This window comes from Rhizobium aethiopicum (assembly GCF_014197535.1).
Classification (GTDB): domain Bacteria; phylum Pseudomonadota; class Alphaproteobacteria; order Rhizobiales; family Rhizobiaceae; genus Rhizobium; species Rhizobium aethiopicum_A.
Map to the genome: position 1 here is coordinate 1 of NZ_JACIFV010000048.1, position 13,281 is coordinate 13,281.

General features: G+C 62.1%; 17 protein-coding genes and 1 pseudogene. 5 read left to right on the forward strand and 13 right to left on the reverse strand.

The features are described 5' to 3' along the window. Positions 1-437 (forward strand): hypothetical protein (locus tag GGD53_RS31515; protein ID WP_210303405.1); only part of this gene is annotated, 437 nt, incomplete at its 5' end. A 52-nt stretch (positions 438-489) separates the two neighbouring features. After that, positions 490-2,010 (forward strand): ABC-F family ATP-binding cassette domain-containing protein, encoded by a 1,521-nt coding sequence (locus tag GGD53_RS30845; RefSeq protein ID WP_184460498.1) that lies wholly within the window; start codon positions 490-492, stop codon positions 2,008-2,010. Between the two features lie 240 nt (positions 2,011-2,250). On the opposite strand, the gene GGD53_RS30850 is transcribed toward GGD53_RS30845, so the two are convergent. From GGD53_RS30850 to GGD53_RS30860, 3 genes are read right to left on the reverse strand one after another with little or no spacing between them, the layout of a single operon-like run. Further along, positions 2,251-3,030 carry a VOC family protein gene (locus GGD53_RS30850; RefSeq protein WP_184460520.1) on the reverse strand — a complete coding sequence of 260 codons (780 nt, stop codon included), beginning with the start codon at positions 3,028-3,030 and terminating at the stop codon, positions 2,251-2,253. Positions 3,031-3,080: 50 nt separating this feature from the next. Continuing rightward, positions 3,081-3,548, reverse strand: coding sequence for a DUF1579 domain-containing protein (locus tag GGD53_RS30855; protein WP_184460499.1), 468 nt, complete (start codon positions 3,546-3,548; stop codon positions 3,081-3,083). A 43-nt stretch (positions 3,549-3,591) separates the two neighbouring features. Beyond that, positions 3,592-4,320 (reverse strand): DUF899 domain-containing protein, encoded by a 729-nt coding sequence (locus tag GGD53_RS30860; protein ID WP_184460500.1) that lies wholly within the window; start codon positions 4,318-4,320, stop codon positions 3,592-3,594. 88 nt (positions 4,321-4,408) lie between these two features. On the opposite strand from GGD53_RS30860, the gene GGD53_RS30865 reads away from it, so the two are divergent. Then, entirely contained in the window at positions 4,409-4,915 is a 507-nt protein-coding gene (locus GGD53_RS30865) for a MarR family winged helix-turn-helix transcriptional regulator (protein ID WP_184460501.1), read from the forward strand. 246 nt (positions 4,916-5,161) lie between these two features. Here GGD53_RS30865 and GGD53_RS30870 read toward each other — a convergent pair whose 3' ends face one another. Next, positions 5,162-5,584, reverse strand: a complete 423-nt coding sequence (locus GGD53_RS30870) for an organic hydroperoxide resistance protein (RefSeq protein WP_003580247.1) — start codon at positions 5,582-5,584, stop codon at positions 5,162-5,164. Between the two features lie 125 nt (positions 5,585-5,709). Between GGD53_RS30870 and GGD53_RS30875 the strand changes: the two genes are divergently transcribed. Continuing rightward, the gene (locus GGD53_RS30875; protein ID WP_184460502.1) at positions 5,710-6,192 is read left to right on the forward strand and encodes a MarR family winged helix-turn-helix transcriptional regulator; all 483 of its coding nucleotides are present in this window, start codon (positions 5,710-5,712) and stop codon (positions 6,190-6,192) included. Positions 6,193-6,226: 34 nt separating this feature from the next. Here the strand turns inward: GGD53_RS30875 and GGD53_RS30880 are convergent, their stop codons facing one another. The 8 genes and pseudogenes from GGD53_RS30880 to GGD53_RS30915 form a co-directional block, all read right to left on the reverse strand. Further along, positions 6,227-6,463 (reverse strand): hypothetical protein, encoded by a 237-nt coding sequence (locus tag GGD53_RS30880; RefSeq protein ID WP_184460521.1) that lies wholly within the window; start codon positions 6,461-6,463, stop codon positions 6,227-6,229. Between the two features lie 181 nt (positions 6,464-6,644). Continuing rightward, positions 6,645-6,881: a 30S ribosomal protein S21 gene (gene rpsU, locus GGD53_RS30885; RefSeq protein WP_184460503.1), complete on the reverse strand. Its 237-nt coding sequence runs from the start codon at positions 6,879-6,881 to the stop codon at positions 6,645-6,647. A 243-nt stretch (positions 6,882-7,124) separates the two neighbouring features. Continuing rightward, entirely contained in the window at positions 7,125-7,334 is a 210-nt protein-coding gene (locus GGD53_RS30890; protein WP_004676036.1) for a cold-shock protein, read from the reverse strand. 257 nt (positions 7,335-7,591) lie between these two features. Beyond that, positions 7,592-8,326, reverse strand: coding sequence for a L,D-transpeptidase family protein (locus GGD53_RS30895; protein ID WP_064801170.1), 735 nt, complete (start codon positions 8,324-8,326; stop codon positions 7,592-7,594). Positions 8,327-8,465: 139 nt separating this feature from the next. After that, on the reverse strand, positions 8,466-9,272 hold the full coding sequence (locus GGD53_RS30900; protein WP_184460504.1) for a L,D-transpeptidase: 807 nt from the start codon (positions 9,270-9,272) through the stop codon (positions 8,466-8,468). A 142-nt stretch (positions 9,273-9,414) separates the two neighbouring features. Further along, positions 9,415-9,624 (reverse strand): hypothetical protein, encoded by a 210-nt coding sequence (locus tag GGD53_RS30905; RefSeq protein ID WP_184460505.1) that lies wholly within the window; start codon positions 9,622-9,624, stop codon positions 9,415-9,417. Positions 9,625-9,674: 50 nt separating this feature from the next. Further along, positions 9,675-9,897: pseudogene (locus GGD53_RS30910) on the reverse strand (hypothetical protein). A 49-nt stretch (positions 9,898-9,946) separates the two neighbouring features. Beyond that, positions 9,947-10,870: an alpha/beta hydrolase family protein gene (locus GGD53_RS30915; RefSeq protein WP_184460506.1), complete on the reverse strand. Its 924-nt coding sequence runs from the start codon at positions 10,868-10,870 to the stop codon at positions 9,947-9,949. 176 nt (positions 10,871-11,046) lie between these two features. Between GGD53_RS30915 and GGD53_RS30920 the strand changes: the two genes are divergently transcribed. Then, the gene (locus GGD53_RS30920; protein WP_184460507.1) at positions 11,047-11,622 is read left to right on the forward strand and encodes a nucleotidyltransferase family protein; all 576 of its coding nucleotides are present in this window, start codon (positions 11,047-11,049) and stop codon (positions 11,620-11,622) included. A gap of 16 nt (positions 11,623-11,638) precedes the next feature. On the opposite strand, the gene GGD53_RS30925 is transcribed toward GGD53_RS30920, so the two are convergent. After that, positions 11,639-13,264: a cisplatin damage response ATP-dependent DNA ligase gene (locus GGD53_RS30925; RefSeq protein ID WP_184460508.1), complete on the reverse strand. Its 1,626-nt coding sequence runs from the start codon at positions 13,262-13,264 to the stop codon at positions 11,639-11,641. Between the last annotated feature and the right edge of the window lie 17 nt (positions 13,265-13,281).

The window sequence follows — 13,281 nt, forward strand, 5'->3', positions numbered from 1 at the left end:
CAATCAACCGTTCGAGCGAAGACATGGCGACGGAGATGCTCGCTGAGGTACGAGTTCGAAACCCAAGGATGACACGCATCCCCGTCGCGCAACCCCACTATACACCAACGGCAACGTACAAGGATGAGGCTCTCGTGAGCATCGGGCACCAGCGCCACCCCTCCACTCAGCGGCAGCTGATTATGCCTCCCTTGCCTCATTTTGCCGGCAATGGTATTTCCATTCTGCAACTCTTTCGAGAAAGGAGGATCACGCTATGCAGTATTATTTCCGGCATCATCGCCAGCGTGGTCCCGTCAACGCCCTGCAAATGCGTTTGCAGGGCTGACCAGAGACGCTTTCACTCTCTTCCTGGTCTGCCCTTCGTGGCCGATGCGCCGCCGTCAGATGACCGTGCGCACTCCTCTCATTTCCGGCGCGCAAGACGCAATCCGTGATGGCCTGATGCCACCGATTGCGCCTGCCCCCGGTCAAGACCAGAGAACGAACATGACCCTCATAAATATCCGCAATCTCGGCGTGACGCTCGCTAATCCGCTGTTTTCCAATCTCAATCTCGTTGTCAATTCAGGAGACCGCATCGGCCTCGTCGCCGCCAACGGACGCGGGAAATCCACTCTGCTTGCCTGCATCACCGGTGCGCTGGAGCCGAGCGAGGGCGAGATCACCAAGGCGCGCGGGCTGACGATCGGCCATGTCGCGCAGAATGTGCCGGCCGCACTGTTCGACACGCCGTTCCATGATGCGGTGCTGCAGGCGCTGCCGGCCGATCAGGCCGAAAGCGAGAGCTGGCGCGTCGACGTCGTGCTGGAATCGCTCGAGGTGCCGGAGGTCATGCGCGGCCGGCCGCTGAAGCAATTGAGCGGCGGCTGGCAGCGGCTGGCGATGCTTGCCCGCAGCTGGGTCAGCGAGCCTGACGTGCTTCTGCTCGACGAACCGACCAACCATCTCGATCTCGAAAGGATCGCGCAGCTGGAAAGCTGGTTGAATGCGCTGCCGCGCGAGGTGCCGGTCATTCTCTCCAGCCATGACCGCGCCTTTCTCGATGCGACGACCAACCGGACGCTGTTCCTGCGGCCGAAGCAATCGCCGGTCTTTGCGCTCCCCTATAGCAGGGCACGCGCGGCCCTCGACGAGATCGACGTCTCGGAGGCGCGGCGCTACGAGCGCGACATGAAGGCGGCGGAGCAATTGCGCAAGCAGGCGGCCAAGCTCAACAATATCGGCATCAATTCCGGCAGCGACCTGCTGGTCGTCAAGACGAAGCAGCTGAAGCAGCGGGCGGAGAAGCTGGAGGATGCGGCAAAACCGGCGCATCTCGAGCGCTCGGCCGGCGCCATCCGGCTTTCCAACCGCGGCACGCATGCCAAGGTGCTGGTGACGCTGGAAGACGCGGCGGTGACGACGCCGGACGGGACGCTGCTGTTTAGAACCGGCCGGCAGTTCATCTGCCAGGGCGACCGCATCGTGCTCCTCGGCCTCAACGGCGCCGGCAAGTCACGGCTGGTGTCGATGCTGAAACAGGCGGTCGAGAGACCGGAGGCCGGGCAGGATGGGATCAAGGCGACGCCGTCGTTGGTTCTCGGCTATGGCGACCAGGCGCTTGCCGATCTTGCCGACAAGGATACGCCGATCGGCATGATCATCCGCCGCTTCGATGTCGGCGACCAGCGGGCGCGGGCGTTGCTCGCCGGGGCCGGCATGACGATCGACATGCAGGCAAAACCGATCGGCCAGCTTTCCGGCGGCCAGAAGGCACGGCTCGGCATGCTGGTGCTCAGGCTGACGGAGCCGAACTTCTACCTGCTCGACGAGCCCACCAACCATCTCGATATCGAAGGACAGGAAGCGCTGGAGGATGAGCTGATGGCGCAGGAGGCGAGCTGCCTGCTGGTATCGCACGACCGCAGTTTCGTGCGGGCAGTGGGAAACCGCTTCTGGCTGATCGAGAAGAAGCGGCTGGTGGAGGTGGAGAGCCCGGAAGGTTTTTTTGCTTCGGTTGCCGGATGATTAGCGTTGGCTGCGTGCCGTGTGGCCCCTCATCTGCCTGCCGGCATCGACCGGGGCGAGCCGCCGGTCTCGCCCGTCCTTCGGCCCCCCGAGGGGAGAAGAGATGTGCCGCACTGTTTCCTCCATCGCAAACGGCAGCAGCAAGAAAAGGCCGCTGCCGCAACTCCCCTTCTACCCATCGGGGAGAAGGTGGCCCGAAGGGCCGGATGAGGGGGCCCGACGGCACTACCGCCAATGTCACTACCGCTTCGGCGCCACCAGGCAGAAGAAGGCGCCCTGCGGATCGGTGGCCTGGATGATCCAGCTGCCGCCGGGGACTTCCATCGGGCCGTTGACGACCTTGCCGCCGCCCGATGTGACGCGTTCGATCGCCGCGTCGATGGCCGGGACGATGAAATAGTAGCTCCAGCAGGGCATGGGCACGCTGTCGGGCTTGGTCATCATGCCGCCGATCTGCCGGCCGTCATGGGAGAAGAGGTAATAGACGCCCATCGGCCCCATATCCATCTCGCTGTCCTTCGTCCATCCGAAGAGCTTGGAATAGAAGGCCAGCGCCTCTTTGCCGTTGCCGGCATAGAGTTCGTGCCAGCCGACATTGCCCGGTGCGTCGGGGGCGAGTTCTGGCCAGGTCTGTTCCATCGGCGCCGGCGTCATGATGCAAATGACGGCGCCATGCGGATCGGCGACGACGGCGAAGCGGCCGACGGACGGGATGTCCTGCGGCGGCCGGCGCACCGCCCCGCCATTGACGACAAAATCCTTTGCCGTCTGGTCGACATCGTCGACGCCGACATAGCCCGTCCAGTTCGGCGGGATGCCCTGGCCTTCAAGCTCGGCCGGAAACTCCATCAGGCCGGCAACGCCGATGCCGTTCGCCTCGAAGATCGTATAGGTCGGCATGCCCTCCACCTGCATGTCCGAGGTGGTCCAGCCGACGACGGAGCTGTAGAATTTCGCGGCGGCTGCGGTATCAGGGGTCATCAGCTCGCACCAGATGAACTTTCCATGCGTCTTGGACATCATGCTCTCCCTCTTCTGACGCCGCCTTTCGCTTGGGGGCGCCGTGGTTGTCAGATTTTGCGGATGTAATGTGCTTCCATGAACTGCTTCCACGAGCCGTCCTCCTGCTTGGCGCTGGAGGTGAAAGTGCGGTGGTTGTCGTCGACGAAAGTGATCCGCTCGCGGTAATCGGCAAGGCCCTCGCCGCTGAAGTCGGGTCCCGTCGTATAGAGGTCGAGGACATTGCCGGAGGCGTCGACCTCGCCCTCATAGATCCACATATAGTCCATCATGCTGCCGATCCAGCTGCCGACATATTTGCCCTTCTCGGCGTTGTAGCCGAGCGTCAGGATCGTGGTGGCCGGCTTGCCGTCGGGCATATGGCCGGTCCCTTCGGCGACAAACCAGATGCTGTGGAGCGAGCGGACGGTCTCCGTCCAGTCGTTGCCGTCGGACATCTCGGGTGCGGTGACGCTCCAGTCGCCGACCAGTCTTTCCAAAAAAGAATGCTCCTTCAGCACTTCGGCCGTTTTCATCATTCTCTTCTCCCTTCGGGTGACGATATTCCAGATATTTGATGGCTCAGTGACAGCAGGACGAGGTCTTCGGAGCATCCTCATATTCGTCGTGGCGGCGCACGAAATTCATCGTGCTTTCCTCGTTGCGGCCCTTCGGCGCGCGGTCGAGGATCATCAGTGTGCCGATCAGTTCTTCCGGCCCGCGGGCATAGCTCGAATAGGTATGGAAGACCTCGCCCTTGTCGTTGCGGTAGAAGGCACTGAGGCCCGGCAGTTCGTCATGGGCCTCAGCCGGCTCGATAGAAGTGAAATTGTAGAAGACTTTGTCTTTGGCAAGGTCCTCCGGACTGAAAGAGACGTGATAATCGAAATTGAAATCGCTGCCGAAGGACGAGACCCAGGGGAATTTCCAGCCCATCCGCTTTTTGTAGGCGGCGATCTTCTCGAGCGGGGCACGCGAAACAGCGACCCAGGTGACGTCGTGATGGTTGAGATGCGGCAGCGCGCCATCGACGTGATCCGACAGGAAGGAGCAGCCGGGGCAGCCGGCTTGCCAGTCGGGACCGAGCATGAAATGATAGATCAAAAGCTGGCTGCGGCCATCGAAGAGATCGGCCAGCGACTTCTTTCCATCGGGCGTTTCGAAGACGTAGTCCTTGTCGACCTTCACCCACGGCAGCGCCAGGCGCTCGGCGTTGATGCTGTCGCGCAGCCTCGTCGCCTCCTTTTCCTTCAAGAGCAGGGCGCGCCGGGCCTCTAGCCATTCCTCGCGGGACACAACCTCATTCTGCATGGGATGCGCCCTCCTCCGGCGCCTGCCGGTGAAGCCGGCTCATCTCCTTCTCCTTGACTAATTACATTGATATCAATAGAAATTAAGCATGTCAAATTCGATCGAGATTCCGTTTTCGACGACGCTGCTGGTGCGCGACACCTGCCTCTGCCTGCATGTGCAGCGGGCAGCACGCGCGCTTGCCCGGCTGTTCGACGATGCGCTACGGCCGGCCGGTCTCACCAACGGGCAGTTTTCCCTGATGATGTCGCTGAACCGGCCGGAACCGCCGCCGATGGGGCCGGTCGCCGCCCTTCTCGCCATGGACCAGACGACGCTGACGGCGGCGCTGAAGCCCTTACAGCGCAAGGGCTGGGTGACGGTGGTGGAGAACCCCAGGGACAGGCGTGGCCGCCTGCTCAGCCTTACGGCGGAAGGCAAGGCGGTGCTGGCAAGAGCACTGCCGATCTGGGAAAGCACACATGCGGCCCTCGACGCCGGATTGCCGGGCGGCGGCGTTACGCGGCTGCGGCAGGATCTGCAGGCGCTGTCGGGGGTGACGGTGGAAGCGCCGAAGCCCTCTATCAGCCGCTCCCGTCGGGCAGTGGGCGAATAGGGCGAACCGGACAAACCAAACCTGGCGGTTCGAAATCAACCAAGACCCCTCCCCAACCCCTCCCCACAAGGGGCTAAGCCTCGGCCCCCGCCGCAACCAAAGGCAGAGGTTCTGCTGGCTGTGACCGTTCAACGGATTGGTTACGATGGAGGGTTACCTGAAGCGGTGCGGCACGTTAGCCCCTCCCCCTTGTGGGGAGGGGTAGCGGCACGCAGATGGGGGGCTGGTCCGTCTGGCCTATTCCGATCAGGCGACCGTGACCGGAACTTCGGTCGAGGTGCGCATGGCGTGGCTGTAGGGGCAGACGATGTGGGCCGCGGCGGCGAGCTTTTCGGCGGTTTCGCGGTCGAGGCCGGGGATATTGACCGTCAGCGCCACTTCGATGCCGAAGCCGGTGCCGTCTTCGCGCGGGCCGATGCCGACCTTGGCGGAGACGGTCGTGTCCTCGGGAATCTTGACCTTCTGCTGGCCTGCAACAAATTTCAAGGCACCGAGGAAGCAGGCGGAATAGCCGGCAGCGAAGAGCTGTTCGGGATTGGTGCCGGTCGCGCCGTCGCCGCCGAGTTCCTTGGGAACGGTCAGCGTCACGTCCAGAACGCCGTTTTCGGAAACGGCGCGGCCGGCGCGGCCGCCGGTGGCAGAGGCTTTGGTCGTATAGAGAATAGGCATGACGATCTCCTTTGATTGGCCCTTCGATCGGGTTGGAGTTTAACTATCGCACAATTAAATCGTACGCAAGTGAATTTTGCAAATTGCATTTCACGAGTGGAAAGAGGACAATCGCAGCCTCAGGGATGACGGATATGAAAGCGCAAACGGCAAAGACGATGGAGATACCTGAGGAAGAGAAGCGGCTGGAAAAGCAGCTGTGCTTCGCCGTCTACGCGACGGCGCATGCTTTTACCCGCGCCTATAAACCGATCCTCGACAGGGTCGGCCTCACCTATCCGCAATATCTGGTGATGCTGGTGCTGTGGGAGCGCAGTGCGCTGCCGGTGAAGACGATCGGCGAGCAGTTGGACCTCGATTCCGGCACGCTGTCGCCGCTGTTGAAACGGCTGGAACAGAGCGGGCTCATCAAGCGCATCCGCGATCTGCGCGACGAGCGGCAGGTGATCGTGTCGCTGACGCCGAAAGGTGAGGCGATGAAGGGAGAGGTCGATAAGATCATGACGGCGATCGGGAAAGCCGCCGGCTGCACGTTCAAGGAAATGGCCGAGATGCGCGACATGCTGCATCGGCTGCGGGCCAATCTCAGCCGGGTCGGCGACGGCTGAAAGCCCCTGCCCCGGTATGACGTCTGCGGCGGGATCAGGACCGCCGGGTGGCGGCCTTTGCCGTCGAGCGGCGCTTTTTTACAGGCGCTGGTGCGGCATCCGCTGTTTCGGCGGCCTGCTGCAGACGAAGCGCCCTCAGCTTCTCCGTCTTTTTGTCACGGGCCGATGCCTCGGCCGCAATGATGGCGCGCGCCGTCTGATCGGTCGCTTCGGCCTTGTCGCGAGACGAAAGCTTGGCGGGATTGAAGAATTCTCCCTTGGTGGCGGTCATGTGCCCCCTTTCTCGGGTAATGTCGGCGTTTGAAGCCATAGCCCGCGCGGCCGGATACAATTCCGGCAAAACGGTGCGACGGGTTTCCCGGCAAAACGCCGAGCGGTCTTGCCGGGAAGTACGTGAAATAAAGAGATAGCGCATTTCCATGACTAGGAGAAATCATGAAATGCTTTGCCGATCAGCGGGCGCGCAGAGCCTTCTTCGGCGCCGGCAGCAGGCCTTCGCGCTGCATCTTCTTGCGTGCAAGCTTGCGCTGGCGGCGAATGGCCTCGGCCTTTTCGCGAGCGCGCTTCTCTGACGGTTTCTCGAATGCGCTACGCGCCTTCATTTCCCGGAAAAGACCTTCGCGCTGCATCTTTTTCTTGAGCACGCGCAACGCCTGATCGACATTGTTATCCCTGACGAGTACCTGCAAAATGATATCCTTCCTGTCGGCGGTGAGGCCGCACTGTCAATGAAATACCGACCGAAACGGCTTGCGTCCCGGCCCTATGCCCCCGGTGCTCGACGAAAGCCGGCCGATCAAAACAAAAAGGCCGGGTTGGGACCCGACCTCTTCCAGTCACTCAGCCCGTTCGCTGCCATCTCATGGTCAGCTCGCTGCCATGTGATGGTCAGCTCGCTGCCACCTCGGTGGCCAGCCCAGGTGAATGACAAATCATGCGGCCTGAAGGTTATCGGCCGCGTTCTTGCCGGACCGCTTGTCGCGGACCAGATCGTAGCGGACCTTCTGACCTTCGGTGAGTTCGCGCATGCCGGCGCGTTCGACTGCCGAAATATGGACGAAAACGTCCGTGGAACCATCATCGGGCTGGATGAAGCCAAAACCCTTGGTGCCATTGAACCACTTGACGACGCCTGAATTCATAACGATCTCCTTTTCAACCGTTTGAGTGCGCCCGGGACCGATTCCGCGGGCAATATCGATGTTGAGACGAGATCTGACGAAGCGCACGGAGCGCATGGACAAAGAGTCACAAGCAATATTCGATACGCCCCATGTAGGGAGTTTACCGAATTAAGCAATGGATTTTCGAAAATAAATTCCTTTACAGGCAGCGAAAGAGAAAGCGTTTGCCGACAAAAATTGCCTGAGGCGGCCGGCTGGCGACCGCCCCGGCGGCATCACTGCCAGACGACGATCGGCGCCTTTGTCGGAACGCGGTCGTAGAGATCGATGATGTCCTGGTTCATCAGCCTGACACAGCCCGAGGAAACGGCCTTGCCGATCGAGCGCCAGTCGGGATTGCCGTGCAGGCGGTAGAGCGTATCCTCTCCATTCGAGAAGATATAGAGGGCGCGGGCGCCGAGCGGGTTTTTCAGGCCCGGCTCCATGCCGCCGTTGTCGATCGAATATTTGACCAGTTCCGGCTGGCGGGCGACCATCTCGTTCGGCGGCTTCCAGCGCGGCCATTTCTGACGCCACTGGATGACGCCCGATCCCTGCCAGGCGAAGCCCTCGCGACCGATGCCGACGCCGTAGCGCATCGCCATGCCGTCGGCCTGGACGAGATAGAGGAAGCGCGACGGCGTATCGACGACGATGGTGCCCGGCGGCTGGCCGGTGGGATCAAGGACACGCTGGCGATAGTAGCGCGGATCGATCTGTTCATAGGGAACGGCGGGAATGAGGAAGCCGCCGTCCTCGATCGGGCCGTACATGACGGCAAGCTCGGGCCCGCTCGGCACGCTCGAGGCTGCCGGCGACTGGAACAGGCGGCCCGGCGAACGGTAGATGATCGACGTGTCGCCCGAGGTGACCGTGTTGACCGTGGAGGCGCAGCCGGTGAGCGCCGAGGCTGCGGTCAGTGCCGAAAAGGAAAGAAAGCTGCGGCGGGAAAGATGTCTATCGAAGCTCATGACGCGGGACTGATTTCCTTTGATGCGTGACGCCGGGGTGGCGACATGAGGAAATCTATCGGCTTGCGCCAAATAAACCATAGCTTCACGCAGACGTGTTCCGGCCGGAGCCGACGATATGAAGAGCGCTGTTGCAGCGCTACATCACAACGATCTCGGCCTTGGCGGGAAGCCGGTCGTAAAGATCGACGACGTCCTGGTTCAGCATGCGCACGCAGCCCGACGATGTCGCCTTGCCGATCGACTGCCAGTCGGGCGTGCCATGGATGCGATAGAGCGTATCCTGGCCGTCCTTGAAGATATACATGGCGCGCGCGCCGAGCGGGTTCTGAAGCCCGGGATTCATGCCGCCGTTTTCCGCCGAAAAGGCGCGAACTTCCGGCTGGCGCGAGACCATTTCGACCGGCGGTGTCCAGCGCGGCCATTTCTGCTTCCACTGGATGACGCCGCGGCCCGACCAGGCGTAACCGTCGCGGCCGAGGCCGACGCCGTAGCGCATCGCCTTGCCGTTTGCCTCGACCAGATAGAGGAAACGCGCCTTGGTATCGACGACGACAGTGCCGGGGCGCTCGGTCGTCTGGTAGTCGACCTCCTGGCGCAGGAATTGCGGCTGGACGCGGCTGACAGGAATCGCCGGCAGGGTGAAATCCTCGTCACGCTGCTCGCCATACATCGCCATATGTACGGGATTGGTGAGCGGCAGGCCGTAAGTCTGGTGGAACTGGGTCTTGTAGAGTTCGCGCGTCTGCGGCACCGGCTGATCGGGGATCGGCCGCACCCGGCGCGGATCGACGCCCGGCGGCTGGTAGAAGACCGGCGAGGTTTCCTGGACGAAGCGGGCGGGCGAATCGGCAGCGACATCGGGGATCAGGATGTTGCAGCCGCTGAGCGGCGCCACAGCAATCATAAGCCCGGCAATCGGGAAAACCCGGCGCAGAAAATTCATGGGACCACCCTTATCAACGATCGGCAAGACAGCGATATCTGCCGACAGGATGGCACCCGCGGCTGGCGCGAGGCTGGCGTTGGGAGGAATGCCTAGAACCCATCAACAGGTTCGAAGAGCCAGCTGCCAAAGCGGTCACGCCTCAGGGCCAACCCCACTGCTGAGCCAAACTTCCCGCCGTCAAGAACGCGGCAAACAGGAGCATCAGCGGAAAAAGCCGTTTTGCATACCAACCATGCTCGGCTGGAGTCATGTTCAGCAAGTCGCGACGGCTCGTGATGAGCTGAAGCATCAACCAGAACACAACTGCAAAAGTCACGGCAGCCGCAGCGAAGATTATGTTGCCAGTCATGACTAGAGACGACTACCTGTGCGAACGGGTGGGCCATTGCTAACCTGATATCAGGAGACGAGCAGAACACCCTTGCCATGGGCTGCAGCCAACTTGTGGATCAGCTGCGCCTCCCGCTCCGTCAGCCTGCCGCTATCGACGAAACGCCAGTTGCGTTCATACAGCGCGAAAGCCTCCGAGGCAGGCATCGCGCGCGGGGTCACGATTCCAGACGAGCCCTTTCAGCTCGGGGAAGTCGTTCGGCACGATCATGGTCTCTGCGTCCGTCGTCATACCGGGAATATAGGCCCGATGGACCTGCATTTGAAGCGGCGGCGAAAAATCAGGCCGCCACTCCATGGAAGAAGCGGATGCTCTGTTCGATCTCGGCCGGCAGCGCCGAGGTGTGGTTGCCGGCGACGGTGTCGGTTTCGATATGGACGCCGGCGGCGCGGGCGCGGCGGGCGAGCAGATCGGCGCGGTCGTTGAAATGCGACTCTTCCGTTCCGTGGACGACCCGGACCGGGCATTTGAAGCTGTGGGCGTAACAGAGCGCCGAGCGCACCTCGAATTCATGCGCATTGCTGTCGTCGAAGCGGATGTCCTGGGGATAGCGGCTGAAGAAGCGGAAGGCGTTGGGATTGCCCGATATCGGCGCTGCGGCGCGGAATTTTTGGGTGCTCATCGCCGTCAGCATGGTCAGCGTGCCGCCGATGCTATGGCCGGCGATGAACAGGCGGCCGGGATCGATGCCGGGCAGATGCGCCAGGCGCTCGGTGGCGGCAAGCACATCGTCGACCTCATCGTAGAAGCCGGAGAAATTGCCCCTCTGGCCGTTTTCGCCGCGCAGCGACGGCATCATCACGACATAACCCGCATCCATGTAGGGCTTCATCAGCTGCCAGTGGCCGACGCCCATGGCATTGCCGCCGTGCAGGAAGAGCACGGCCGGCCTGGCGGTGCGCTCGCGTTTGTACCGGGAGACCCAGGCCGCCAGTTCCAATTCGCCGCCATAGCCGGAGCGGTAGAAGATTTTCTCGGCGTCGGCAGGCGCGGTCAGCGGTTCGTATTTATCCGGCGCCGGCCCCTTCTGCAGGAGTTTCGTGCGGAAGCGGCGGCGGACCGCGGCATAGTCGTGCTTGGCAAGGCGCGGCTCGTCGGGGACATCGAAGGCGGCCGCCATGCGCGGCAGGACGAGTGCGCCGGCAAGCCCCGCCAGCACGGCGCGGCGTTGGCGGAGAAAGGAATTTTGTTCATGCGAGCTCATGACGCAGCACCCAAATCATTTCCCCGGCACGCCAGATTTGCATCGGAAAACCGGCGCCGCCAATACACATGATGTTGAAAATATTGCCCTGCGTCATTGTTGCGCAGGTTGCAACGCAAAGCCTATCGCAACAGTCTACACCGGGAAGTCCGATCGCAAGCGAAATAGCGAATCAAATGCCGAAGCCGCAGATGGAACTCCAGGCCATCATTTCGAACAGTCCGCTGCTCTCGACAGTGCTCGAACGCTGGGACGAAATCGGCTTGCCTGATGGCCGCCTTGTCGCGGGCGCGATCGCTCAGACAGTCTGGAACCACGCCTTCGACTTCGCCCACAATCACGGCATCGATGACATCGATCTTGTTTATTTCGATGACAATGACCTGTCCGAAAGCGCGGAAGCAGAGCACTCGGCGCGTATCCGGAGCTTATTCTCCGATCTGCCTGTCTGGATCGATGTGAAGAACCAGGCCAGAGTTCATCTTTGGTATCGGAAAAAATTCGGATATTCGATCGCGCCATACACATCCACGGACGATGCGATCACGACCTTCCCGACGACGGCGGCCGCCATCGGCATTCGGCCGGTGGACAACAGGCTGGATCTATATGCGCCCTACGGCTTGTCCGATCTATTGGCGCCGCTCATCCGCGCCAACAAGAAACAGATTGGCCGGGAGATCTACGAAAAGAAGGTCGCGCGGTGGCGTAAACTGTGGCCGGATCTTCAAATCATCCCCTGGGATGAGTAGGTGGGCCGGCCCCCGGTCACTCCGGCTTCGCATCGATCATGGCGACCAGTGTGCGCAGGCGGTCGGCCTCGTAAGGTGGCTTGTCGGGACGTAGGCGAGCGATGCGGGGGAAGCGCATGGCGACTCCCGATTTGTGCCGTGTCGAGCGGTTGATGCCCTCGAAGGCCACTTCGACGACAAAGCCGAAATCCTTGTCGGCGCGCACGGCGCGCACCGGGCCGAAACGCTCGGTCGTGTTGTTGCGCACGAACTTGTCGAGCAGCTCGAGTTCGGCATCGGTGAAGCCGAAATAGGCCTTTCCCACCGGCACCAGCTGTTCGCCGTCCTCGTCATCGGCCCAGACGCCGAAGGTGAAATCGGAATAATAGCTGGAGCGCTTGCCGTGGCCGCGCTGGGCATACATCAGCACCGCATCGACATTATAGGGATTGCGCTTCCACTTGAACCAGGGGCCTTTCATGCGACCGGCCTGGTAGATGCTGTCGCGCCGCTTGATCATCACGCCCTCGATGACCGGGTCGGGCGGGGCGGCGCGCAGAGCGTCGAGCTCCTCCCATGAGGAGAAAGGCACGAGCGGCGAGAGGTCGAACCGGTCATGGGGCGCGCGGTCGATGATCTCGGAAAGACGCTCGCGGCGGTCGACATAGGTGAGGCCGCGAATATCCTCTTCGCCATCGAAAAGCATGTCATAGGCGCGGATGAAGGCGGGATAATCGTCGAGCATCTTCGCCGTCACCGTCTTGCGGTTCAGGCGCTGCTGCAGGTCGGAGAAGGTGCGCGTGGGGCTGTTGGAGCGGGCGGTGCCACCGACCAGCAGCTCGCCGTCGACGACGCCGGAAAAATTGATCGCCTCGAGAATATCGGGAAAGGCGCCCGAAATATCATCGCCGGAGCGGGAATAGATCTTGCGCCTGTCGCCGGAGCGCGACAGCTGGACGCGGATGCCGTCCCATTTCCATTCGGCGGCATAATCGGCCGGGTCGAGACCCGCCAGATCCCCCTCCTCCACCGCATTGGCGAGCATGACGGAATGGAAGATCGCCGGTGTCGCCAGCGCCGGCTTGTCGCCGCCGCCCGCGAGCCATTGGAACAGCGTCTCGTAAGGCGGCTGCAGGCCGTGCCAGAGGGTCTCGATCTCGGTGACGTCCTTGTCGCCGAGATCGGCCAGCGCCTGCTTGGCAAGACGGGCGGAAACGCCGATGCGCAGCGCGCCAGTCGCAAGCTTGATGAAGGCGAACCGGCCGGAGGAATCCAGCCGGTCGAGCAGATCGCGGACATAGCCGCGCACTTCGGTGCGGCCAAGGCCGTTCATACGGGTGACGACCTCCCCCAGGCGCGGCTGAGCCAGGGCCGAGCGGTCTATGTCCCGCTCGTTGTCCCAGACGAGCGAAATGGTTTCGGCGAGGTCGCCGACATAGTCGTAGGAATAATGGAACAGCACCTCGTCCATGCGTTCCAGCACCAGGTCGCGCAGCATCGCCGGCTTGACGTCGCGCACGTCAAGCGTGCCGGCGATGGCGGCAAGGCCGTAGCCGCGGTCCGGGTCGGGCGTGTCGCGGAAATAATCAGTGAGCAGCTTGAGTTTGCCGTTGCGGCTGGGGGTCAGGACAAGGCGGTCGAGGAGGTCGGCGAAGGCTTTCATATTGGCCTCCGCATTCC